Raw genomic sequence first — 24,341 nt, forward strand, 5'->3', positions numbered from 1 at the left:
AGAGAGCTTTTTGATGGCAATAAGGAGTTTCATAAGACAGGTTTTACACCTCTAATTTACTAAATATTAGGTAATAACCTGTTTTTATTTGAAAAAATAATACTTTAAAAAATTTTGATTTTTAAATATTAAAAACAGTGTAAAGCTTTAATTGTTGGATAAAATATTTATCATGAATTGCGAAATATCCCTTTCCTTTAAATAGACTCCAAAAAAGCGTCTATTTTCTTTGTTATCAAAATTGGATAGGCCCAACAAAATGGCAGCGGTTAAACTATTTTGATTGTTTGTTTCAGAAGTAATGATGCCAGGTATGTTTTCTATTCCTCCAGCACATTTTGTGGAAACAACATTATTGTTTTGAGACATCATTTGAAGTAAAACATTAGGAAATCCTTCCAGCCGGGATGAAACTACACAAACTCTAGCATGTCGAAAATATGGATAAACATTTTTTACAAAACCTGCAAAAACAACATCTTTGGTAACATTTAATTCCGAAACCAAAATTTTTAAGGAATCCTTTAGAGGTCCCTCTCCTAAAATAACAAGTTTCAAGTTGGGGTATTCCTTTTTTATCTCTGAAAATGACTTAATTAGGATATCGAATCCTTTTTCCTTTATGAACCTACCGGCAGAAACAATATATTCTTTAGGGAATATAAAGTCTAGTTCTGATTTTCCTAAGTGTGTTATCTTATTTAAGTCTATTGGGTTTGGTATAGTTTTGACTAAGGTTCTTTTATCAAGGTAGGGAACTTTTGATAAAAGTTGGGATTTCATTTGATTGGTTTGGCAAATCAACACATCCATATTTCTGTAGCCTAATTTGTAGGCCAACTTATAAGTTAAGAGTTTAAATCCGTGGTAGCGGGGAAATACAGATGTTGATTCTCTAGCAATAAACTTTTTAGTCTTTATAATGTTCAGGCTAATTAAACCCCCGACAATGGCATTGATATAGAGATGGGAAGAGAAAATATAATCAAAAGTAGTACGGTTATGTAATGCAAATGCTAAAAGTTTAAAACCACCGTCTCCATAACTTCTTTTTGATAAATGAACTAGTTTTATGTTATTTCTCAAATCTTCCCAGTGACCGGTATTTGAGGCTTTTAGAAAACAGACAAAGACGTTGCTATCTTTAAAATAATTCGCCACCATTTTAAGATACTGTTCTGCGCCACCCAAAGTGTCATTTGGCATTACAATGAGAATATTTGACATATTTCTATGATTTTGAAAGGCTTAAAAACAAATCTTCATATTTATTTATAATAAGATTCTTATTATATTTTTTTTCTACAGAATTCATTATTTGTTGCGGAGACCAATTGGTTTTAAATAAGCTCAGGGATAGTTTTTCTATAAATTCATTTTCATCCTCTACAATAAAACCATTAATACCATTCTCAATAATCTCCCTCGTGCCTCCAGGGGCATTAAATGCAATAACAGGTGTGCCTACTGCACAGCTTTCCAAAAGCGCATTAGGGAACCCTTCTACATAAGATCCTTGGATAAAAATATCATTCTCAAGTAAAAACTGACCAATCTCTTTTGTATGCGCAATGAATTTTATTTTGTTTAATATATCCAATTTCTTACCTAATTCCATAATACAAGGCTTTTCATGCCCTGTTCCAATTATGGTGTATTCAAAATCGAATTTAACTTTAGACAAAGCAGATAAAATGCGTTTATGCCCTTTTTCTTTACTTAATCGCCCAATAGTAATTAGTTTCTTTTTTTGACTAACATTATTCACAGTGGTTTTATGCGGTAAACCTTCTGTTATGGGATTATTAATTACATGAATTTTTCTTTCCGGCAAATTATAGTTTACTATCAAATCATTAGCCATATCCTTGGACTGACATATTATTGCATCCAAGTATTTATGGTAATTTCTAAAAAAAGGAATGTTTATTTTGCCCTTAGTGTCTGCAAACTTTCTCATGATACTTGATACACTTGCTTCACGACCAACAAGTTTAATTTTTGGTATCACATAACACAGGCTTGCCAATATTCTGTTGACATGAGATATAGAGCCAACAATAATATTTGGTCTATTTTTTAAAATGTAAGTGAACAAAAAGGGAATTCCATGTAACACCCTTCCTTTTTCCAAAAACAAAACATTTAAATTGTCAGTAGGGTATACAGAATCCTTCAAACTACCTATTACTATTAGGGTTGGGTTAAATTTGTCCTTGTTTAAATTGGATGCAATAAAACTGATAACTCTTTCGGCTCCACCAGCTTTTAATGAGGGCAAAACAAACAATATGTCAATTTTGAAATTATTCATTATTTAATAGAAATCCCTTTGCCATTATCACTTAACCATTGTTTTAAAACCAGTAGAGACCATATCATTGGGTACCTGTTCCAAGACCCATCCATATGTTGTTGGATTATTTCTTGTGTTTCCTTGATATTAAGGTTAGGAATTGCTTTCAAACCATTCTCGTTAAGCTCGTCCAAAACATAATCTTTCAAACTGTTCCTAAACCAATGAGAAAATGGCATTGTAAACCCAGATTTAGGTCTGTGAAAAATTTCTTTAGGCAAATCCTCATATAATAAATCCTTTAAAATATGTTTTTTGTTTCCATTTTTATATTTAAAAGCTACCGGAAGAGATTTGGCAAATTCAACAATTCTGTAATCAAGAAAAGGCGATCTTACTTCTAAGGAATATGCCATGGAAGCTCTATCTACTTTGGTATTAATATCCCAATTTAAATAGGTTTTAAGGTCAAAGTCTGAAATGCGCTCTAATAGTGGTTTATTTTTATTGAAAATATATTTTTCTTCTTCTATCCTAATTGGGGAGTGGTTGAATGATACAGGTAAGCTTGTTTGAGTCATTGAGTTCAAATAGGCAGTATTAACATTAGGTAGTTTTAGGTAATTAGAAAGGATTTTAAATCTATAGTTAGGAACAATGGCCAGCATATCTGCAGCGAAACGTCTAAAAAAGTAAGGGAAATGCATTGCCATTTCTCCATATTTGGCCCAGTCATACCTTTGATACCCTAAGAAACTTTCATCACCGGCATCACCTGATAAAGCTACAGTAACATTTTGTTTGGTGTATTTGGCTAATAACATAGAGGGTATGGCCGATGAATCCGCAAAGGGTTCATCATAATAATAGTTAAAATTTTGGATCATATCTTGCCCTTCATTAAAACTACATTCTATTTCGGTATGGTTTGTTCCCAAACGTTCTGCTACTTTTAGTGCATATTTGCTTTCGTCAAAACTACTTTCATTAAATTTTACTGAAAAAGTATTGATTTTTGAATCGCAAACTTTTGTAGCCAAAGTTGTTATCAAGGAAGAATCTATACCGCCGGACAGGAAAACCCCAAGGGGTACATCTGCAAATAATCTAAGTTTTACTGCATCCATTAAAAGCAACGAGAGTTGTTCTTTAGCCTCTTTATAGGAGCCAGTGAATAAATTGTTTGACTTCTGAGGAATATCCCAATATTGTTTAACCTTAAATTTGCCAGAATGTATATTGTATACAAATGAAAAACCCGCCTTAAGCTTTTTAACCTCATTAAAAATAGAGTATGGATCAGGTATATTTCCCAATCGAAAATAAAGATTTATAGACTCTAATGAAATGGATAAGTTTTTATGGAAAAGTTGGATCGAGGAAATTTGACTGGCAAATTCAAAATCCTTGCCATTATGATAATAATATAGCGGTTTTTGGCCTAATCGATCTCTCGCTCCAAATAATAATTGAGTTTTTTCATCATATATTACAAAAGCAAACATGCCATTAAAATGAGAAACACAATCTTCTCCATATTCCAAATACGCAGCGCAAATAACTTCCGTATCACTGGTTGTTTTGAATTCATATCCTTTTCGAGATAATTGTAACTTGAGAGATTGGAAATTATAGATTTCTCCATTGAAAACAATATGTAGCCGATTAAGGTAAGTGAATGGCTGATTGGATCTAGAATCCAGATCTATAATTGACAACCTATTGTGGCCTAGGGCTAGGAGAGAGCCTTCAATTTTGTATACTTCAATTCCCATTTTATCCGGTCCTCGAAATTGTGTTCTCAGTAGTTTCTGCTCAATTTGAGCTCTTGAGTAATCAATAGTTGCCCCGTATATACCACACATATTTAACTGGAATTATCTAACAGATCTATAAACATCAAAATGCTTATTATGAACACTTTCAATGCTAAAGATAGTTTTAATTTCCTTATAAAGAAGCTCAGATTTGCTTAAAGCTTCACTATAATTTTTCATAACATGAATCATGGCCTCAGAAAATGATTCCAAGTTCGAAACATATGCGTTATGCTCGTTTAAAAAGTCGGGGACGCTGCCTACAGGTGTAGCTATTACTGGGAGCTTATTTGCTGCAGCTTCTATTACGGCCATTGGCATTCCTTCCCATAGAGATGGAAGAATCAAGCTTTGTGAATGCTCTAAAAATTGTTTAACATCCTTTTGAAAACCAAATAATTTAAAATGCTCTTTCAAATTGTTTTTTGATATTTCTTCCCAAAGTTGCTCCCTTAAACTGCCTTCACCAATTACGTGTATGATAAAATTAAAAAAACCATTTTCTTTTAATTTTTTAGCAAAATAAGGTAAAGCTAAAGGGTTTTTGGGGGGGCTCAACCTCCCTAAAAATAAAAACACAAAAGGTTGGCTAGAATCATATTTTCGTTGCTTATTTAATGATAGGAGTTTAAAATCCACTCCATTCGGAATAATCTCATTGTTTTTTAAATACCACTTTTTAGAATTCTCGCTAAATATGATATCCCTTTTTCTTAGGGGTTTAGATACATATAAACATGCTCTTCTGACAAAAGATGATACTTGGTTGGTGTGCATTGTGTAAACAATTGGAATTCTTGAATACCAAATATTGTATAGCATACCAAAGAGTCCCCCATGAAATTGATGACAGTGAAACACAACATCGGGCAAACCATTCACTATATCATGTGTTTTTTTTAACCCCAGGAACAATGTACGGTTTTTGAAAGAAGTTATGTTTAAAAAATGGACTTCAATATTCTCATCATTGAATTTATGCTCTAATGTGTTGACTTCGGAAATTGAAATTACCACAGTTTTTGTAATTGCATTGCTTTGTTTCGCTAATTGGAATACCATTTGCTCAGCACCGCCACCACCTAAACTGCTTGATATGTGTACTATTGTCATGTAATATTTAGGTTTAGATTCCCTTATCTTGCATTATTTTAACGAACAATTTTATGTCGTTTTCCAAGTTATAACTTCTTTAATTTCATTTTGATTTTCAGCAATTGAAACTTCATTTAGTTTTACTAAGAGCCAAATAGAAATAAAAAGAAGAAGATAATTATTGAAATAATTGTGGATTACCATTAGAAAGGTTAACAGCGTAAGGGCGATCATAATTTTATAAACATTTGTTTTAAAACTAGAAAAACTTCTTTTTACCATGTAAATATAAATGCCTATGATAAGTAAAAACGGGATAATCCCAGACTCTCCAATAACCATTAAATACGTGTTGTGAACCCCTTGTTTTACTCCAGTAACACCTTTAAAGCTTTGGTGTCCGTTGCCAAATATGGGGTTATCAAAAATATCCCCTAAATAAGCAGACCATTGCTCAGTCCTAGAGTGTTCCGTAAATGCGGTTGTTTGAATTTTACGTTCAAATAAATTTTCTACAATTGAAAATCTTGCGGTGTTGAACTGTAATATGGATGCAACACTTATAAGAACTACCAATGAACCAAGTCCAATAAGAATACCTTGGGAATTCCTAACATTCGAAAAAATGGCAATAAGACTTGTGATTAACCACATTATAAAGAAATAGCGAGAGAAGGTAATAGCACCTGAGAACGTAAAAATAAATAACAAAATCAATTTAAGACTGTTGTTGGATAGTTGATAAGCTAAGCAATATCCAATTAAACTCACAAAACCTGCAGCATTTGGATCTAAGTAAAATCCGCTGTATCTGCCGTAGTTGTCAGTAAAAAAGATGGCATGAGCCAAAATACTGGTTGCCCCAACTAATAGAAAAGCTATTAAATCTTTTAGAGAAGTGTTTCGGGCCACTTCTGCACCGCAAACAATGAATATGACATATTTTATAAAATCATTGATAAAGGATTTTGAGTCAGGAACATCAATGGCTCCTGAAATTAAAAAATATAATATTCCAAGAAAGATAAACGGGAATATTAGTTTCCCTTTTTTGCTCAATAAATAATATAGTAGGAGTAAAACGTTAGATATGTGACTTGAAAGAGCTCCTACAGTTTCTCCAAATGCAACTAAAAGGAAGCTAGGGAGCCCCCAAACTATAAATGCTAATATTACAAATCTTAATACCTTCATATTCCCCTTTTTAAGAGTCGTTTGGGTAAAACTACAATCGAAATCAAGCCAGAAAGCAATGCTCTACTAGTACTTAGCTTATGTTTTTTATCCTTAAAAAATAGGCTTGATTTCCAATAGTTAAATGCCAAGTTTCTATAATATCCATGACTAATCATCTCTTTGAGGGATACATCTTTCAATCCAAAATAAGATCCCAAATAATAAATTGCTGCAGTTTGTTTTCTACTTTTTTTAGATGCTATTAGACCGTCATCCGAATAGTAGTAAAATCTATGCGATTTATTAACGCAGAGAAAATCGTATTTTTTGTTAATGGCATTCCAAGTATGGCTTTCCTGGACATGACAGGTTTTGGCGGTATACATTTTTTGTTTTACGAGAACAGAGGTTTTCCAGCAAGCCCATTTTTCACCTTTAATATTATGATGTAATACTCTATCTTTGAAGCCAACCTGCCAATAGTCCATTGGGAATTTATCTCCAATAATGTTTCCCTTAACATCCATAGTTAGCGTCCAAATAGAAGCAATCTTATCCTGTTCCTGTTTTGGTATCGCTTCCCAAATACCTTTAAGTTCAGAAAGAGTTTCAGGAACAAATGAGTCGTCACTATCGGCTACAATCGTATAAGGATATTTACATAATTCTAATCCGTAATTTACAGCCGATGACTTCCCTTTGTTTTCGTTTAACTTTTCATAAACAATTAGGAATTCATTTGCTGTTTTCCATTCATCAACGAGATCTTTGGTATCATCCGTACTGCAATCATCAATTATAAACCAGATAAAATCTTTGAAAGTTTGATTTTTCAAAGATTCATAAACCCTGTTAAGGGTGTGGCTTCGATTATATGTGGGAGTGATAATATTAAACATTGTGTTTGTTCAAATGTATAATGTATTTATATAAAATTATGGAATTTACTATTGACACCAAAGAAGTTGCTAGTGCTAAACCATAAACGCCCATTGTCTTTATAAGAACATAATTGAGAATTATATTGAGTCCTAAACTTATTGCCGAAGTAAATACCATAAAATTATTTTTATTGATGGCAGTCAAAAACTTTACCATAACAATTCCCATTACATATGACGGAATTTGAAGGAGATACATTTGCTGAATTTCTGATACTATTAAGCTATCTGAACTCTGAAATGCATTTCGTTCAAAAACTAATCGTACAATTGGTGTTGAAAGTAAAATTCCTAAAACCGTAATGGTAATACTTGCTAAGAGCGAATATTTTATAATTCTTTTTAAGAGATTAAAGGAGCCTTTCAAATTGTCAATAGCCTTTTTAGAAAAAAAGGGTAAAAGCACATTTCCTAGGGCTATACTTACAATTCCTATAAAGAAAGTTGGAAGCTTGATTCCATAATTGAGGGCCGAAATGGCGCCAACAAAAAGTTGTGCTGAAAAATATTGGTCAACTAAAGGATTAATTCCATTAAGAAGACTTGAAGACAGTTTAGCCGGAAGTTGTTTGTAAAGAACTTTTACACTTTCAGAATAAAATTGAGGAATCTCAAGATGAATAATCTTTCGCTTTAATGCTACAATAAGAATAAATAGAAAACTGGTAATACTCCCTATTAAGGTTCCAACAGCCATGACTAGAACTCCTAATTCTGCTTTAAAGAATATCAAACAGACTATGATAGATAAAGGTGTAAAAAATCCACTTATCGAAGTTAAACGAAATTCATTATGAATATTTAACAAGCCATTAATTAAAGAGGATCCACCCCAAAACAAAATACTTGGAGCAACGTAAAAAAATTGAATTTTCACCAAGCTATAATATCTTTCAGAATGCCCCGAAAAAAATGTTTCCAAATATACATCGGTAAATAGATAGGCTATTATTAAGATAAAAATGGTGACCGCAGAAGTAATTAAAAAACACGCAGATTGAAAGGCTCCAATATTATTCCCGTTCTTTTGCTCATTAACATAATTAGGAATAAATACACTTTTAAATGAACTTGAAAAAATGTTGTTAACCAAAGAAGGAAAAAGAATAGCAATGTAAAACGTATCCAAAACTTCTGAAAGACCGAAATTATCTGCAATAATAATTTCCTTTAGAAAACTGAGACACTTCACGAAAAGTGTAATAATACCAACTATGAGAACATTACCAAAAGTTGGGTTTCTTAAAGTCTTTTTTAAAACGTTTTTAAAGTTAGATGTTGGGATCAAAGTGTCTGTTTATCAGTTAAATTTAAATATTTTTATCCAATTTTTGATTTTAAATCAAATTTGTATTTCTAGGAATATTAGAATGCTGTACGGCTAATTGAAAATTTAATATGACTATGCTTATATTTTGTAGTTCAATACTTTAAATATCTACTTTGAAATTTCTCACATGTGTTAAACTTTGACAGAAAAACATCTTTTGATGTAAACCATTCGTAATTAAATAGATAATATTGCAAGCCTTTCTTTGGCAGAGGTAATCTGTCAAGTAGGTATTTATCTGTTTTTTCGACAAATTGTAAGAATAGACGTTCTTATTATAGCGTATTGTCGAATTAAATTTACTGTTAACCGTTTTTTTAATATAATTACATTTAATGACTGTACAATAAGTACGCCCCAAAAATTAATAGCATATGAAGACCCCAAATTTTAACTGCCATGGACATGGTACGCACAAACTTTTTGTAAATTTTTTATCTTTTTCTTTCCTATTTTTCTTTTCAATTTTTTCCTATTCTCAACAAATTGCATTTCCTTCTGCCGAAGGTTTTGGAAAATATGCCTCTGGAGGTAGAGGTGGAAGCGTTATTAAAGTAACAAACTTGAATGACAGTGGATCTGGAAGTTTAAGGGCTGCTCTTACCGCCTCAGGTACAAGAACTATTGTTTTTGAAGTAGGAGGAACGATTACCCTAAATTCCAATATTTATGTTACAAGTGGTAATTTGACTATTGCAGGGCAAACTGCTCCTGGAGGAGGAATCCTCATTAAAGGGGGAATGGTGCAGTTTGAAGCCTCAAATATCATTGTGAGACATATTCGTTTTAGATCAGGTCCTAGTGCCGGGTCAGGAACCGATTCTGTAAGTATAACGGCTTGGAGCGGAAATACTGTTGAAAATGTCATTTTTGACCATTGTTCTATTAGTTGGGGTGATGATGAAAATTTTAACATACGAGGTGTTGGTAGTGGAATTGTACGTAAAGTAACTCTTCAGAATTCCATTATTTCTGAATCTGGATATGGCGTTTTAGGAAGTGCAAACACTTACAATCTGTCGTTCTACAAAAATTTATTTGCTCACAATAGTGAAAGAAATATTAGAACAAATTACCCTGTTTCAGGAACCATGGATTTTGAAATGGTTAACAATTTGATTTATGGGTTTAGATACTCAACCATGCCAAGTTTGGGAGCTAAGTTTACGGTTCTAAATAATAAATATAAAAAGTCCAGTCAAGTTTCAATGTCCAGTGGAGCCGTAGTGGAAGGGACAAGTAGTGGGGCTGGAGTTGCTTCACAGACTTATGCCTATATCAATGGAAATATTTTAGCGCAAGGAGCTTCTCAAAATAATTCAGCATTGAATCCTTATTTGGAATCTTCTCCGTTTAGTTCTACAGGAATTGAAGCTTTAAGTGCAAGCAGTTTAGAGGGGCAAATTTTACAAACTGTAGGTGCTAATTTACCTAGTAGAGATGCTGTTGATACAAGAATTATTAATCAATACAATGCAGGGAACGGAACTTTAGCTTCCTCTGGAATTTATCCAACAATAGCCAACGGAACCGCTGCCACGGATTCAGACAACGACGGAATGCCAAACTCGTGGGAGCTTGCAAATGGTTTAAACCCTAACGATGCATCTGATAGGAACATTGTTCAGCCTGATGGCTATACAAATTTAGAGTATTACTTAAACGGGATGACCTTGGGAAACGGTAATGAAACCATTACTGCCAATGCTGGAGAAGACCAAACAATTTGTGAAGGAGAGTCTGTGACATTAACTGCTACAGGTGGTACCACTTATGAATGGAGCAATGGAGAAACTACGGCTAGTATTGAAGTGTCTCCTGAAGAAACCACAACCTACACCGTTACAGCTTTTGAGGGTTCAAGTTCTGATTCCGATGAAGTAACAGTAAATGTAAACCCACTTCCAAACGCAAATGCCGGTAACGATGTTAGCATTTGTGAAGGAAATAGTGTAACGCTTACCGCCTTTGGAGGTAGCAGTTATCTTTGGAGTACAGGAGCTACCACTCAAACTATTACAGTTAGCCCTAATGCAACAACGACATATTCTGTTGAAGTAACTTCTAACGCTTGTTCAGCTACAGATGAAGTTACGGTAAATGTAAATGAAATATCTCAAGTTAATGCAGGTAATGATGTAACCATAGGTTTTGGGGAAAGTGTAACACTAACAGCTACTGGAGCTAGTACTTATAGTTGGAATACAGGTATTAATTCACAAAGTATTACGGTTAGCCCAACTCAAACCACTACATATCAAGTAACAGGGTATAGTAATGGATGTGAAACTACAGATTCGGTCACGGTTTTTTTGGTAGATAACAGCGTTATCGCCGACGCTGGCCAAAATCAGGAAATATGTCAAGGTGAATCAATTACTTTAACCGCCACAGGAGGTAGTACTTACGAATGGAGTAATGGAGCAACAACAGCAAGTATCACTGTAACCCCTAATGAAACTACCACCTATACCGTTACTGTATATAGTAATATGGGAAGTAATTCAGATACAGACCAAGTAACTGTAACTGTAAATCAACTTCCAAATGCAAGTGCTGGAAACGATGTCAGCATTTGTGAAGGAGAATCAATAACCTTAACAGCTACGGGGGGTAACAATTACCTTTGGAATACAGGAGCAACATCTCAAAGTATTACTGTAAGTCCTAATTCTACAACAACATATTCTGTTGAAGTATCTTCTAATTCTTGTACTGCTTCAGACGACGTAACCGTAACCGTAAACGAATTACCTGTAGTGGATGCAGGAGCCAATGTAACGATAACCGAAGGTGAGAGCGTAACGCTTACAGCAACCGGAGGAAACACTTATCTATGGAATACGGGAGCTACAGCCGCTACAATTACTGTAAGCCCAGCTGTAACCACCACTTATGAAGTGACTGGATTTGTAAACGGATGTGAGGCTACCGATACGGTGACCGTAACCGTTGAAGAGGATACTACTGTTATCGTTAATGCCAATGCAGGCGAGGACCAAACCATCTGTCAGGGAAGCAATGTGACACTGACTGCTACTGGAGGTGATACTTATCTGTGGAACACAGGTGAAACCACTGCGAGTATCACTGTAAGTCCAGAAGCAACTACAACTTATTCGGTAACTGCTTATATCGGAGAAAATGAAGGAACGGACGAAGTTACCGTAACTGTAAACGAATTGCCTGTAGTGGATGCGGGAGCCAATGTAACGATCACCGAAGGGGAGAGCGTAACGCTTACCGCAACCGGAGGAAACACTTATGTATGGAATACGGGAGCTACAGCGGCTACAATCACCGTAAGCCCAGCTGTAACCACGACTTATGAAGTGACTGGATTTGTAAACGGATGTGAGGCTACCGATACGGTGACCGTAACCGTTGAAGAGGATACTACTGTTATCGTTAATGCCAATGCAGGCGAGGACCAAACCATCTGTCAGGGAAGCAATGTGACACTGACTGCTACTGGAGGTGATACTTATCTGTGGAACACAGGTGAAACCACTGCGAGTATCACTGTAAGTCCAGAAGCAACTACAACTTATTCGGTAACTGCTTATATCGGAGAAAATGAAGGAACGGACGAAGTTACCGTAACTGTAAACGAATTGCCTGTAGTGGATGCGGGAGCCAATGTAACGATCACCGAAGGGGAGAGCGTAACGCTTACCGCAACCGGAGGAAACACTTATGTATGGAATACGGGAGCTACAGCGGCTACAATCACCGTAAGCCCAGCTGTAACCACGACTTATGAAGTGACTGGATTTGTAAACGGATGTGAGGCTACCGATACGGTGACCGTAACCGTTGAAGAGGATACTACTGTTATCGTTAATGCCAATGCAGGCGAGGACCAAACCATCTGTCAGGGAAGCAATGTGACACTGACTGCAACAGGAGGTGACACTTACCTATGGAACACAGGTGAAACCACTGCGAGTATCACTGTAAGTCCAGAAGCAACTACAACTTATTCAGTAACTGCTTATATCGGAGAGAATGAAGGAACGGACGACGTAACCGTAACCGTAAACGAATTACCTGTAGTGGATGCAGGAGCCAACGTAACGATCACCGAAGGGGAGAGCGTAACACTTACCGCAACCGGAGGAAATACTTATGTATGGAACACGGGAGCTACAGCCGCTACAATTACTGTAAGTCCAGCTGTAACCACGACTTATGAAGTAACTGGATTCGTAAACGGATGTGAGGCTACAGATACGGTGACCGTAACCGTTGAAGAGGACACGACCGTTATCGTTAATGCCAATGCAGGTGAGGACCAAACTATCTGTCTGGGAAGCACAGTGACATTGACTGCAACCGGAGGTGACTCTTACTTATGGAACACAGGTGAAACTACCGCTAGTATCACTGTAAGCCCAGAAGCAACAACCACTTATTCGGTAACTGCTTATATCGGAGAAAATGAAGGAACGGACGACGTAACCGTAACCGTAAACGAATTGCCTGTAGTGGATGCAGGAACCAATGTAACCATCACCGAAGGGGAGAGCGTAACACTTACCGCAACCGGAGGAAACACTTATGTATGGAATACGGGAGCTACAGCGGCTACAATCACTGTAAGCCCAGCTGTAACCACGACTTATGAAGTGACTGGATTTGCAAACGGATGTGAGGCTACAGATACGGTGACCGTAACCGTTGAAGAGGACACTACTGTAATCGTTAATGCCAATGCAGGCGAGGACCAAACCATCTGTCAGGGAAGCAATGTGACACTGACTGCAACAGGAGGTGACACTTACCTATGGAATACAGGTGAGACTACCGCTAGTATCACTGTAAGCCCAGAAGCAACAACCACTTATTCGGTAACTGCTTATATAGGAGAAAGTGAAGGAACGGACGATGTAACCATAACCGTAAACGAATTGCCTGTAGTGGATGCAGGAGCCAATGTAATCATCACCGAAGGGGAGAGTGTGACGCTTACAGCAACCGGAGGAAATACTTATGTGTGGAATACGGGAGCTACAGCCGCTACAATTACTGTAAGTCCAGCTGTAACCACCACTTATGAAGTGACTGGATTTGCAAACGGATGTGAAGCTGCCGATACGGTGACTGTAACCGTTGAAGAGGACACAACTGTGATCGTTAATGCCAATGCAGGTGAGGACCAAACCATTTGTCAGGGAAGCACAGTGACATTGACTGCCACAGGAGGTGACACTTACCTATGGAATACAGGTGAGACTACCGCTAGCATCACCGTGAGCCCAGAAGCAACAACCACTTATTCGGTAACTGCTTATATAGGAGAAAGTGAAGGAACGGACGACGTGACCGTAACCGTAAACGAATTACCTATAGTGGATGCAGGAACCAATGTAACGATTACCGAAGGGGAGAGCGTAACGCTTACCGCAACCGGAGGAAACACTTATGTATGGAACACGGGAGCTACAGCGGCTACAATCACTGTAAGTCCAGCTGTAACCACGACTTATGAAGTGACTGGATTTGTAAACGGATGTGAGGCTACAGATACGGTGATCGTAACCGTTGAAGAGGATACAACCGTTATCGTTAATGTCAATGCAGGTGAGGACCAAACGATCTGTCAGGGAAGTACAGTGACATTGACTGCAACCGGAGGTGACTCTTACTTATGGAACACAGGTGAAACTACCGCTAGTATCACTGTAAGCCCAGAAGCAACAACCACTTATTCGGTAACTGCTTATATCGGTGAGAATGAAGGAACGGACGATGTAACCGTAACCGTAAATCCTATTCCAAATGTTAGCATCACCAATGGTGAAGTTGTCACGATTCTTTTAGGAGACTATGTAACTTTATCTGCAACTGGTGCAAACAATTATATTTGGAGCAATGGTGCAACCGAACCAAATATAGCTGTAAGTCCAGCTGTAACCACGACTTATGAAGTAACTGGCTTCGTGAATGGCTGTGAGGCTACTCAGCAAGTAATCGTGAAGGTTATTGAGCCTGTATCTGCTGAAATCACAGCAGAAACCTTAGAAGTATGTTTGGGTGAAAGTGTTGTGTTAACAGCTTCAGGAGGTGATGAATATTTATGGAGTACAGGTGAAACAACCCAAAGTATTACTGTTACCCCAGAAGAAGCTACAGAATATACCGTAACAGTTTATAATGAATTGGATGAAGACCAAGCATCAATCTCCATTAATGTGGTTGATTGTGCTGCAATTGTAGCTCCAGAGATTACAGAAGGTGAGTTTACTTTCTATTTTGATAAAATAAGTGATTTATTAACTTTAAATTTATCAGGATATCAAAGTGTTCAGAGTATCTCTATTTATGATATGCAGGGGAATCTGGTATACCAAATTGATTTAAACCAACTTTTGGAAGGGGAAGATTTCTCTTTAGAAGTTGACACATCAACTTTCAAAAACGGTGCATTTATTATCAGAGTTGTTTGCAATGGTAATGAAGTGATAACTAAGAAAACAGTATTTAATTAAAAGAATAAGCTTGTAAAAAGTGGAAACAAAAAGCGCGACATAATTGTCGCGCTTTTTGTTTGTAACTGATTTAGTTAAAGAAGTTATTTAAAATGAACCAATAGTATTTTAGCTAAGGAGTCACAATTTTCAATATCAATCACAACTTCTTTGTTTTCCAACGAGTTCTCAATCACATAAGTCTTACAATTCTCAGGTTTTGTATTGCTTTTTGAGAAATTTACATTTCCAGACCAAATTAGATTAGAAACGGTCGTGGTATCCAAATCATGCAATTGCATTGTAGCCAAGGCTTCTTTAGAATACACTTTCTTTTTTAATGCTATATTTTTTATAGTTCTTGCATTTGGACCATAATCACAAGAAGTATTTTTTCCTTTAAGAAAAAAAGCTAAAAATATTAATCCGATGGAAAAACCACCTAGGTAGTATCCAATACGTTGTATTAATTTCATATTGTATTTAAAAAATTAGAAGATTTACATCACTGTAACTCAAACCAAACCAATCTGCAACAGATTTATTGGTTAGAATTCCGTGGTAAAAATACAACCCATTTTTTAAACCTCGGTCATATCTGATGGCATCTTCAATACCTCCATCTTCACCAATTTGCAATAAATATGGAGTAAAAATGTTACTGATGGTCACCGATGCCGATCTAGAATAGCGCGCAGGAATATTTGGTACGCAATAATGGGTGACACCGTTGTACTCAAAAGTAGGCTTGTCATGATTGGTGACTTCACTAGTTTCGAAACAACCACCCATATCAATACTCACATCAATAATGACCGATCCAGATTTCATACAACTAACCATATCCTCCGTAACTATTACCGGAGCCCTATTGGAACCCCTAACAGCACCTATAGCAACGTCACAACGCTTGAGTGCTTTAATGAGGTTTTTTGGTTGAATAGTTGACGTGTATATGGTTTGCCCCAAATTGAATTGAACATTTCTAAGTTTGGTAATTGAGTTATCAAACATTTTTACATTTGCTCCAAGACCAATTGCAGATCGCGCAGCAAATTCACCAACGGTACCTGCGCCAATAATTACAACTTCAGTAGGTGGGACACCTGTAATATTGCCGAACATTAAACCATTTCCTCCATTAATATTTGACAATAATTCGGAGGCAATTAAAATGGAGGCTGTTCCTGCAATTTCACTAAGTGATCTCACCGCGGGATAGAAACCATCTTCATCCTTAATGAATTCAAAGGCCAATGCGGTAATGCGCTTAGCAGCCAAGGTTTCAAAATACTTTTTCTTTTGGGTTTTTAATTGTAATGCAGAAATTAGAAGTGTATGTGGATTGATAAGATCAATCTCATCGAGTGAAGGTGGTTCTACTTTTAAAATAATAGGATTTGAAAATACCTTTGCTGTATCCTTAGTAACCTCGGCACCAGCATCACTATAGGTTTTGTCTTTGAAATTAGCTCCTTCACCAGCACCAGACTCAATCATGACCCTATGTCCGTTAGAAACTAAAGCTGAAACGGCATCTGGTGTCAAACACACTCTTTTTTCTTGAAAGTGGGTTTCCTTTGGGATTCCTATAAATAGTTCACCTTTTTTTTTATATACTTCTAAAGTCTCTTCCTGAGGTAAAAGCTGGGCTTTTGTAAAAGGAGAAATAGGTTTGCTCATGTAAGTTGAATTAAAAACTCAAATTACAAATAAAATTTTGATATAAAAGCTGAAATTTGGACTAAAAATAATCCTTAAGCCTTCCCATGAAATTTTTTGGAGGCCCTATTTTGAATTCGTCTTCTAATTCCTGCATAGTTTTATCCTCTTCAGTAATTTTACTAAACATCCTAGCCCTTATTAAATAAATTGAAGGGATAACAATAGCCATTACAGGAAGTAGATAAATAAATTGAAATTCATCCATAAATTCACTTTCGCTATTATAAGTGGCAAATGTTTGAGAGATGTACATTGCGATGGGTACTAAAAGAGCATGATACCACCAATGACGACAAGTGAAGAACCATAGGAATAACAATAAAAGAGGGATTAATTTACTAGTGAAAACCCACATGGCATAATTAGCGTCTTTCCAAAAGTTACTATCATAGGTAAATAAAAAAGTGTTCCACACTTTGGTTTGCGGAACACCTTCATGTAACGAATATAAAAAAGGAGTGGAAGCAATAATTGTAGCAATAATGCTTCCTGTTATAACCTTTTTAGTGATTTTTTTATCCGTTTGGAATAAGTGGTCTTGGTTTCTTTTGAATTTCAGTTTTGATTTGATCATTTAGGTCGATTAAATTTGTAGCCTGAGCTGCAAACAACATTCCACCAAAAATAGCAATTGCTAATACATACTTTTTAGTTTTCATAATTTCAAGGGATTTAATTAATTAATATGATTCAAATTTATACGTAACAGCTTACAAAAACTGTTAAAGAAATGTTAAAATCCTTTTATTAAATCCTTAGAATGTTACGGTTTTTCCGTAGTCTTTAGCAACCGTGAGGTGGGGAAACACCTATTTTTTTATAAAAAATTTTGAGGCTTCATGCTGTTTTGTCCAGTTAGCTTTATGTTTTGGGTTAATTTTAGGGTTCTATGTCCGTTATTGTCCTTTACAATTTCAATAATTACGGCATCTTCGGGTAATAATGATGAGATTTTCTCTGGCCATTCCATTAAAATCCATTCATTACTATACAGGTAATCTTCCACACCAAAATTCAAGGCCTCGTCTTCATCTTCTATCCTATAGAAATCAAAATGGTATATGCATCCAGATTCTAGAAGATATTCATTAACTATAGAAAACGTAGGGCTGCTAACAGAATCATTGCTTCCTAACGCTTTAACCAGTGTTTTAATTAAAGTTGTTTTACCAACTCCCATTTCTCCATAAAAAAGAATGGTTTTTGAGTGAACTTCCTCTAAAACAGTCTTGGCAACCTGTTCTATATCATTTATTTGATACCTAATTTCCAATGTAAATATTGTAAATTGTTAATTAGTACAATAATAGGAATAAAAATATGAAATTCCTAAAAAAAGAAGCGTTTCGTCGGATATTTTTGTATTACATGGATTATTTAGGTTCTAAAACTACAAATGGAATAATCATTTCTTCCAGTGAAATCCCGCCGTGTTGATAGGTATTCCGGTAATAACTTACGTAATGATTATAATTATTTGGATATGCCAAAAATGCATCTCCCTTAGCAAAAATGAAGGAACTTGTCATATTAATGGAAGGAAGGTTTACTGACCTTGGATCCTTAATTGCGTAAACATCTTTATTTTCATACGTCAAGCTTCTGCCTGTTTTGTACCGTAAGTTTAAACTGGTGTCGCGATCTCCAATCACCTTAGAAGGGCTCTTAACGTTGATTGTTCCGTGATCTGTAGTCAAAATTAGTTTAAATCCTAAAATTTGAGCTTGTTGTATCATTTCCAAAAGCGGAGAGTTTTTAAACCAACTTTGAGTTAAGGATCTATAAGCTTTGTCATTAGACGCAAGTTCTTTTACCACTTCCATTTCAGTTTTGGAGTGGGAGAGCATATCCACAAAATTATAAACCACTACCGTGAGGTCATTGCCTTTAAGTGCTTTAAAATTGTCAACAAGTTTTTTTCCGGATTTAAGGTTGGTGATTTTATGGTATTCAAATTGCATATCTGTTAACCCCAATCGTTTTAACTGATGTTCCAAAAATTCTTCTTCATGTAGATTTTTACCGCCTTCATCGGTGTCATTTTTCCAAAGATCGGGATGTAATTTTTCCATGTCTCCAGGCATTAAACCTGAAAAGATTGCATTTCTAGCATATTGTGTGGCCGTTGGCAGAATGCTGAAATAGGGATCCTCTACAGTTTTCTTGTAATAATTGCTTACGAAGGGTTCAAACGCTTTCCATTGGTCATACCGCAAGTTATCGATTACCACCAATAATGTGGGCTGCTCCTTACTAAGTTCTGGGACTACTTTTTCTTTAAACAATCTATGAGACATGACAGGAGCGTCCTCGACATCTTTAAACCAAGAAGCGTAGTTTTTCTCCACAAATTTGCCAAATTGTAGGTTCGCCTCGTTTTTTTGTGATTCCAATATTTCTGTCATTCCCACATCTTCAATGTCCTCAAGTTGTAGTTCCCAGTAAAGAAGTTTTTGGTAAAGATCTTCCCATTCTTCAAAACTATTTACCATGGTTAAATCCATAGCAATCTTACGGAACTCCTGCTGGTAATTGGACGTCGTTTTTTCTGAAATTAATCGCGAATGGTCCAAATTCTTCTTTAAGCTCAGCAATATTTGATTCGGATTTACGGGTTTTATCAAATAATCAGCAATTTTACTACCAATCGCTTCTTCCATGATATATTCCTCTTCACTTTTAGTAATCATAACCACAGGAAGATTGGCTCGTTTTTCCTTTATTTCTGTCAAAGTTTCCAAACCTGTAAGCCCCGGCATGTTTTCATCAAGAAAAACGATGTCAAAATTTGAGTTATTGATGACCTCGAGAGCTTCTGTACCACTTTGGCAAGTGGTTACATTGTATTGCTTTTTCTCTAAAAATAGTATGTGTGGCTTAAGTAAGTCGATTTCATCATCAACCCAAAGAATATTTATTTGGTTCATGTATATTTGTTTAAATTAATGTAATAGCTCAAGTTTGGAAAATAAAGTAAACAAACTCAAAATATTTAACGACCCAATTTACGGATTTATTACTATTCCCAATTCGTTGATTTTTGATTTGATTGAACACAAATATTTTCAGCGCCTCAGAAGAATCACACAAATGGGGATGTCTTATTTAGTGTATCCCGGAGCACATCATACACGATTCCATCACGCGATTGGCTGTATGCATTTAATGCAAAAAGCCCTGAATGTACTACGTTTTAAAGGAGTTGAGATTTCTGAAGAAGAAGAAAACGCACTTTACATCGCCATTTTGCTACATGATATTGGGCATGGACCATTTTCGCATGCTATGGAGCATAGTATAGTAAACGGGGTTTCTCATGAAACCATTTCTTTGTTATTTATGGAGCGTTTGAATGAAGAATTTAACGGAAGTTTAACGCTTGCTCTAGATATCTTTAAAGGAAATTACCACCGTCAATTCATGTGCCAATTAATCTCGAGCCAATTGGATATGGATCGATCGGACTATTTGAAACGTGATAGCTTTTACACAGGGGTGGCAGAAGGTAATGTAAACAGTGAACGTTTAATTACTATGTTTAATGTAGTTAATGACCAATTGGTGGTAGAAGAGAAGGCTATTTACAGTGTTGAGAAGTTTTTAATTGCTCGTAGATTCATGTATTGGCAGGTATACCTACACAAAACTGGATTGGTGGCTGAACAATTATTGACTCGTGTACTAAAACGAGCAAAAGAACTCACCAATTCTGGAGTTTATTTGAATGCGAGCAAACCGCTTTCTTACTTTTTGAAGAGAGAGGTGACCGTTGAAAATTTTAGCACAAATGATTTAGAGTTGTTTTCAAGATTGGATGACAACGACATTATATCTGCAATGAAAGAGTGGCAATATCACGATGACTTCGTGCTGAGTAATTTAAGTAGCATGATTATCAATCGCGATTTGTTAAAGGTCAAAGTTAAAGAGGAAAGGATAAAGGAGAGTCAAGTACAAAAACGGTTAAAAAACTTAATGGAGGAGTACGGAATATCTGAGTATGAAGCTTCTTATTTTGTGTTTACAGGAGATATTTCCAATCAAGCCTATAATCATAAATATCAGCCCATTCAAATTCTCAAGAAAACGGGGAAGACAGTAAAAATAGGAAAGGCCTCGGGCCAGTTTCATATTAAAGCGCTGTCCAAACCCGTAACCAAATATTATATATGTTATCCTAAGGATAAAATGTGACACATTTTTTCTATTTTTGCCACTGATGAAATTTACAGCACTACAAATAGCAGAAGTTTTAGAGGGAGACGTCGTTGGAAATCCAGATGTAGAGGTCTATAAACTCTCTAAAATAGAGGAAGGAACAGAAGGTTCCCTTACCTTTTTGGCCAATCCAAAATACAAACCTTATATTTATTCAACTCAGGCATCTATAACCATTGTCAACCATAATTTTGTGGTGGATGAGCCTATTACAACTACCTTGATTAAGGTAGAGGATGCCTACAAATCATTTACGAAGCTTTTAGAATACTACAATCAAACAAAGCTAAGTAGAAAAAGCGGTATTGAACAACCAGCCTACATAGCGGAAACGGCCGAATATGGTGAGAGCATTTATGTAGGGGCCTTTTCTTACATTGGTGAAAATGTGAAAATTGGTGATAACGTTAAAATATACCCAAGTGCCTATATTGGAGACAATGTTACTATTGGAGACAATACTATCGTTTTTGCCGGAGCCAAAGTATATTCAGACTGTGTTATTGGAGCTAATTGTGTTATCAACTCTGGTGCTATTATTGGCGCAGATGGGTTTGGATTCGCACCTACTGAAAGTGGCGAATACAATAAGGTACCACAAATTGGAAACGTAATCATTGAAGATTTTGTAGACATAGGAGCTGCCGCAACTATAGATAGAGCCACGCTAGGATCTACAATTATTAGAAAAGGGGTGAAATTGGACAACCATATTCATATAGCCCATAACGTTGAAGTTGGAAAAAACACGGTGATTGCCGCCCAAACGGGAGTGGCAGGATCCACCAAAATAGGCCAAAATTGTCAGATTGGAGGACAGGTAGGGATTGCAGGCCATTTAAGTATAGGAAATAACGTTAAAATACAAGCGCAATCAGGGATTGGAAGAAATATTAAGGACAATGAAGTGCTTCAGGGCTCTCCAGCCCTAGGATATGGCGAATACAACAAATCCTATGTGCACTTCAAAAACCTTCCTAAGATTGTAAAAGATATAAACGAAATCGAAAAAAAGGTAAATGGCAATAATTAAAACAGACGTTAAGCAAAAGACCATCGCAAAAGAGGTGTCTTTAACAGGTGTTGGGTTGCATACGGGAAAAGATGTAACACTTACGTTTAAACCTGCTCCGGTAAACAATGGGTTTACTTTTGAAAGAGTAGATTTAGAGGGAAATCCTGTAATTGAAGCCGATGCTACGTACGTTACCAATACTCAAAGAGGGACGTGTTTAGAAAAAAATGGTGTTAAAATCCAAACCTCAGAACACGTTTTAGCAGCTTTGGTAGGATTGGATTTGGATAATATTATTATTGAATTAAATGCCTCAGAACCTCCTATTATGGATGGATCATCAAAGTTTTTTATCGAAGCTTTGGAAAAGGCTGAAATTGTAGAACAAGATGATTTCAGGGAAGAATATGTGGTAACTGAAATTATTTCCTATTCGGATGAAGAGTCGGGAAGTGAAATTATTGTAATGCCTGCAAAAGAGTATCAAATCACTACTATGGTTGATTTTGGAACGAAAGTATTGGGCACACAAAATGCGACATTGAATCATATTTCTGATTTTAAAGAAGAAATATCCGATTCCCGCACCTTTAGCTTTCTACATGAATTGGAAATGCTTTTGGATCACGGCCTTATTAAAGGGGGCGATTTAAATAATGCGATTGTTTACGTTGACAAAGAATTATCGCCTCAAACCTTGGATAAACTCAAGGTAGCTTTCAATAAAGATGACCTTACCATCAAACCTAACGGTATTTTGGATAATTTAACCCTGCACCATCCCAATGAGGCTGCTAGACACAAGCTACTTGATGTTATAGGGGATTTAGCTCTGGTAGGCACACATATCAAGGGTAAAATTATTGCCAATAAGCCTGGACATTACGTAAACACACAGTTTGCGAAAAAAATATCCAAGGTTATCAAGAACGAAAGACGCAACAATGTCCCTTCAATAGATTTAAATCAAACACCTTTAATGGATGTCAACCAAATTATGAGTATGTTACCTCATAGACAACCATTTTTGTTGATAGACAAAATATTTGAGCTTTCAGACAGCTGTGTTGTTGGGATGAAAAATGTGACCATGAACGAGCCTTTCTTTGCTGGACATTTCCCAGGTGCACCTGTGATGCCTGGTGTTCTTATAGTAGAGGCAATGGCACAAACAGGTGGTATTTTGGTGTTGAGCACGGTACCAGATCCTGAAAATTACCTTACGTACTTCATGAAAATTGACAAAGTGAAATTTAAACATAAGGTAGTACCAGGAGATACCCTTATTTTTAAATGTGACTTGATCACACCTATAAGAAGAGGAATCTGTCATATGCAAGGGTATGCCTATGCAAATGGTAAACTATGTGCCGAAGCAGAATTAATGGCGCAAATTTCAAAGATTAAATAATCTAAAATCTAAATTGAAAATTCAATTAGTAATGGATTTGATAACAATAAAAATCATAAAATGAACCAACCTTTAGCATATGTGCATCCCGGTGCCAAAATAGCCAAAAATGTGGTTATTGAGCCATTTGCAACTATCCATAACAACGTGACTATAGGAGAAGGAACCTGGATTGGAAGCAATGTTACCATTATGGAAGGTGCTAGAATTGGAAAAAACTGTAATATTTTTCCAGGAGCTGTAATTTCTGCAGTACCTCAGGACTTGAAATATAAAGATGAAGACACCCTAACCATTATTGGTGATAATGTTACGATTAGGGAATGTGTAACCATTAACAGAGGGACTTCAGACAGAATGAAAACTGTAGTTGGAAACAATTGTCTCATCATGGCTTACTGCCACATTGCCCATGACTGTATCGTGGGAGATAATTGTATTTTTTCTAACAACTCAACCTTGGCAGGACATATTACTGTGGGAGATTATGTAGTATTGGCAGGAATGACTGCTGTACACCAATTTTGTTCTATTGGTAACCATGCATTTGTAACAGGAGGTTCCTTGGTAAGAAAGGATGTGCCTCCATTTGTAAAAGCTGCTAGAGAGCCTTTATCTTATGTGGGAATTAACTCCGTTGGATTAAGGAGAAGAGGGTTTTCAACTGATAAAATCAGGGAAATACAGGACATATATAGAATCCTATATCAAAAAAATTACAATAATACTCAAGCTGCAGAAATTATCGAAGCGGAGATGGAGGCCACTCCTGAACGTGATGAGATACTTCAATTTATTAAGGATTCTCAGCGTGGAATAATGAAAGGATATTTTAAATCAAATTAAT

The 24,341-nt window shown here is 36.1% G+C and carries 18 protein-coding genes; 5 read left to right on the forward strand and 13 right to left on the reverse strand.

The features are described from left to right. Positions 1 to 147 precede the first annotated feature (147 nt). The 7 genes from RBH95_RS08930 to murJ are packed head-to-tail and all read right to left on the reverse strand — an operon-like array spanning position 148 to position 8,517. Positions 148 to 1,227, reverse strand: coding sequence for a glycosyltransferase (locus tag RBH95_RS08930; protein WP_307899239.1), 1,080 nt, complete (start codon positions 1,225 to 1,227; stop codon positions 148 to 150). A gap of 4 nt (positions 1,228 to 1,231) precedes the next feature. Then, on the reverse strand, positions 1,232 to 2,314 hold the full coding sequence (locus RBH95_RS08935) for a glycosyltransferase (RefSeq protein WP_307899240.1): 1,083 nt from the start codon (positions 2,312 to 2,314) through the stop codon (positions 1,232 to 1,234). Beyond that, positions 2,314 to 4,161, reverse strand: coding sequence for an asparagine synthase (glutamine-hydrolyzing) (asnB, locus tag RBH95_RS08940; protein ID WP_307899241.1), 1,848 nt, complete (start codon positions 4,159 to 4,161; stop codon positions 2,314 to 2,316). Before asnB ends, RBH95_RS08935 begins: the two co-directional genes overlap by 1 nt. A gap of 12 nt (positions 4,162 to 4,173) precedes the next feature. Further along, positions 4,174 to 5,226 carry a glycosyltransferase gene (locus tag RBH95_RS08945; protein ID WP_307899242.1) on the reverse strand — a complete coding sequence of 351 codons (1,053 nt, stop codon included), beginning with the start codon at positions 5,224 to 5,226 and terminating at the stop codon, positions 4,174 to 4,176. Between the two features lie 51 nt (positions 5,227 to 5,277). Further along, on the reverse strand, positions 5,278 to 6,402 hold the full coding sequence (locus RBH95_RS08950) for an O-antigen ligase (RefSeq protein ID WP_307899243.1): 1,125 nt from the start codon (positions 6,400 to 6,402) through the stop codon (positions 5,278 to 5,280). Then, positions 6,399 to 7,283, reverse strand: coding sequence for a glycosyltransferase family 2 protein (locus tag RBH95_RS08955; protein WP_307899244.1), 885 nt, complete (start codon positions 7,281 to 7,283; stop codon positions 6,399 to 6,401). Before RBH95_RS08955 ends, RBH95_RS08950 begins: the two co-directional genes overlap by 4 nt. After that, a complete protein-coding gene (murJ, locus tag RBH95_RS08960; RefSeq protein ID WP_307899245.1) occupies positions 7,276 to 8,517 on the reverse strand; it encodes a murein biosynthesis integral membrane protein MurJ in 1,242 nt (413 codons plus the stop codon). Before murJ ends, RBH95_RS08955 begins: the two co-directional genes overlap by 8 nt. 512 nt (positions 8,518 to 9,029) lie before the next feature. On the opposite strand from murJ, the gene RBH95_RS08965 reads away from it, so the two are divergent. Next, positions 9,030 to 15,146, forward strand: a complete 6,117-nt coding sequence (locus RBH95_RS08965; protein ID WP_307899246.1) for a hypothetical protein — start codon at positions 9,030 to 9,032, stop codon at positions 15,144 to 15,146. 83 nt (positions 15,147 to 15,229) lie between these two features. On the opposite strand, the gene RBH95_RS08970 is transcribed toward RBH95_RS08965, so the two are convergent. The 6 genes from RBH95_RS08970 to RBH95_RS08995 all read right to left on the reverse strand — a co-directional run bounded on the left by RBH95_RS08970 (position 15,230) and on the right by RBH95_RS08995 (position 19,777). Continuing rightward, on the reverse strand, positions 15,230 to 15,601 hold the full coding sequence (locus RBH95_RS08970) for a hypothetical protein (protein ID WP_307899247.1): 372 nt from the start codon (positions 15,599 to 15,601) through the stop codon (positions 15,230 to 15,232). Between the two features lie 7 nt (positions 15,602 to 15,608). Then, complete coding sequence (locus tag RBH95_RS08975; protein WP_307899248.1) at positions 15,609 to 16,808, reverse strand: alanine dehydrogenase; 1,200 nt, start codon at positions 16,806 to 16,808, stop codon at positions 15,609 to 15,611. Positions 16,809 to 16,869: 61 nt separating this feature from the next. After that, on the reverse strand, positions 16,870 to 17,424 hold the full coding sequence (locus RBH95_RS08980) for a hypothetical protein (protein WP_307899249.1): 555 nt from the start codon (positions 17,422 to 17,424) through the stop codon (positions 16,870 to 16,872). Further along, the gene (locus RBH95_RS08985) at positions 17,366 to 17,509 is read right to left on the reverse strand and encodes a hypothetical protein (protein WP_307899250.1); all 144 of its coding nucleotides are present in this window, start codon (positions 17,507 to 17,509) and stop codon (positions 17,366 to 17,368) included. The genes RBH95_RS08980 and RBH95_RS08985 overlap by 59 nt, the downstream gene beginning before the upstream one ends. A gap of 158 nt (positions 17,510 to 17,667) precedes the next feature. Beyond that, the gene (gene tsaE / locus RBH95_RS08990; RefSeq protein ID WP_307899251.1) at positions 17,668 to 18,123 is read right to left on the reverse strand and encodes a tRNA (adenosine(37)-N6)-threonylcarbamoyltransferase complex ATPase subunit type 1 TsaE; all 456 of its coding nucleotides are present in this window, start codon (positions 18,121 to 18,123) and stop codon (positions 17,668 to 17,670) included. A gap of 100 nt (positions 18,124 to 18,223) precedes the next feature. Further along, entirely contained in the window at positions 18,224 to 19,777 is a 1,554-nt protein-coding gene (locus RBH95_RS08995; RefSeq protein ID WP_307899252.1) for a bifunctional response regulator/alkaline phosphatase family protein, read from the reverse strand. Positions 19,778 to 19,811: 34 nt separating this feature from the next. On the opposite strand from RBH95_RS08995, the gene RBH95_RS09000 reads away from it, so the two are divergent. From RBH95_RS09000 to lpxA, 4 genes are read left to right on the forward strand one after another with little or no spacing between them, the layout of a single operon-like run. Then, positions 19,812 to 21,044, forward strand: a complete 1,233-nt coding sequence (locus RBH95_RS09000) for an HD domain-containing protein (protein WP_307899253.1) — start codon at positions 19,812 to 19,814, stop codon at positions 21,042 to 21,044. 25 nt (positions 21,045 to 21,069) lie between these two features. Further along, positions 21,070 to 22,101 carry a UDP-3-O-(3-hydroxymyristoyl)glucosamine N-acyltransferase gene (gene lpxD, locus RBH95_RS09005; protein WP_307899254.1) on the forward strand — a complete coding sequence of 344 codons (1,032 nt, stop codon included), beginning with the start codon at positions 21,070 to 21,072 and terminating at the stop codon, positions 22,099 to 22,101. Continuing rightward, complete coding sequence (locus tag RBH95_RS09010; protein WP_307899255.1) at positions 22,088 to 23,494, forward strand: bifunctional UDP-3-O-[3-hydroxymyristoyl] N-acetylglucosamine deacetylase/3-hydroxyacyl-ACP dehydratase; 1,407 nt, start codon at positions 22,088 to 22,090, stop codon at positions 23,492 to 23,494. The genes lpxD and RBH95_RS09010 overlap by 14 nt, the downstream gene beginning before the upstream one ends. 60 nt (positions 23,495 to 23,554) lie before the next feature. Further along, positions 23,555 to 24,340, forward strand: coding sequence for an acyl-ACP--UDP-N-acetylglucosamine O-acyltransferase (gene lpxA, locus RBH95_RS09015; RefSeq protein ID WP_307899256.1), 786 nt, complete (start codon positions 23,555 to 23,557; stop codon positions 24,338 to 24,340). The last annotated feature ends 1 nt before the right edge of the window (position 24,341 follow it).

The organism is Mangrovimonas sp. YM274 (genome assembly GCF_030908385.1).
GTDB lineage: Bacteria > Bacteroidota > Bacteroidia > Flavobacteriales > Flavobacteriaceae > Mangrovimonas_A.

Coding starts and splice junctions, on each gene's coding strand:
- RBH95_RS08975 (WP_307899248.1), bottom strand. CDS start 16,808: ATGAGCAAACCTATTTCTCCTTTTACAAAAGCCCAGCTTTTACCTCAG.
- asnB (WP_307899241.1), bottom strand. CDS start 4,161: ATGTGTGGTATATACGGGGCAACTATTGATTACTCAAGAGCTCAAATT.
- RBH95_RS08985 (WP_307899250.1), bottom strand. CDS start 17,509: ATGAAAACTAAAAAGTATGTATTAGCAATTGCTATTTTTGGTGGAATG.
- RBH95_RS08955 (WP_307899244.1), bottom strand. CDS start 7,283: ATGTTTAATATTATCACTCCCACATATAATCGAAGCCACACCCTTAAC.
- RBH95_RS08950 (WP_307899243.1), bottom strand. CDS start 6,402: ATGAAGGTATTAAGATTTGTAATATTAGCATTTATAGTTTGGGGGCTC.
- RBH95_RS08965 (WP_307899246.1), top strand. CDS start 9,030: ATGAAGACCCCAAATTTTAACTGCCATGGACATGGTACGCACAAACTT.
- RBH95_RS08930 (WP_307899239.1), bottom strand. CDS start 1,227: ATGTCAAATATTCTCATTGTAATGCCAAATGACACTTTGGGTGGCGCA.
- RBH95_RS08945 (WP_307899242.1), bottom strand. CDS start 5,226: ATGACAATAGTACACATATCAAGCAGTTTAGGTGGTGGCGGTGCTGAG.
- RBH95_RS08970 (WP_307899247.1), bottom strand. CDS start 15,601: ATGAAATTAATACAACGTATTGGATACTACCTAGGTGGTTTTTCCATC.
- lpxA (WP_307899256.1), top strand. CDS start 23,555: ATGAACCAACCTTTAGCATATGTGCATCCCGGTGCCAAAATAGCCAAA.
- RBH95_RS09010 (WP_307899255.1), top strand. CDS start 22,088: ATGGCAATAATTAAAACAGACGTTAAGCAAAAGACCATCGCAAAAGAG.
- RBH95_RS08935 (WP_307899240.1), bottom strand. CDS start 2,314: ATGAATAATTTCAAAATTGACATATTGTTTGTTTTGCCCTCATTAAAA.
- RBH95_RS08980 (WP_307899249.1), bottom strand. CDS start 17,424: ATGATCAAATCAAAACTGAAATTCAAAAGAAACCAAGACCACTTATTC.
- RBH95_RS08995 (WP_307899252.1), bottom strand. CDS start 19,777: ATGAACCAAATAAATATTCTTTGGGTTGATGATGAAATCGACTTACTT.
- lpxD (WP_307899254.1), top strand. CDS start 21,070: ATGAAATTTACAGCACTACAAATAGCAGAAGTTTTAGAGGGAGACGTC.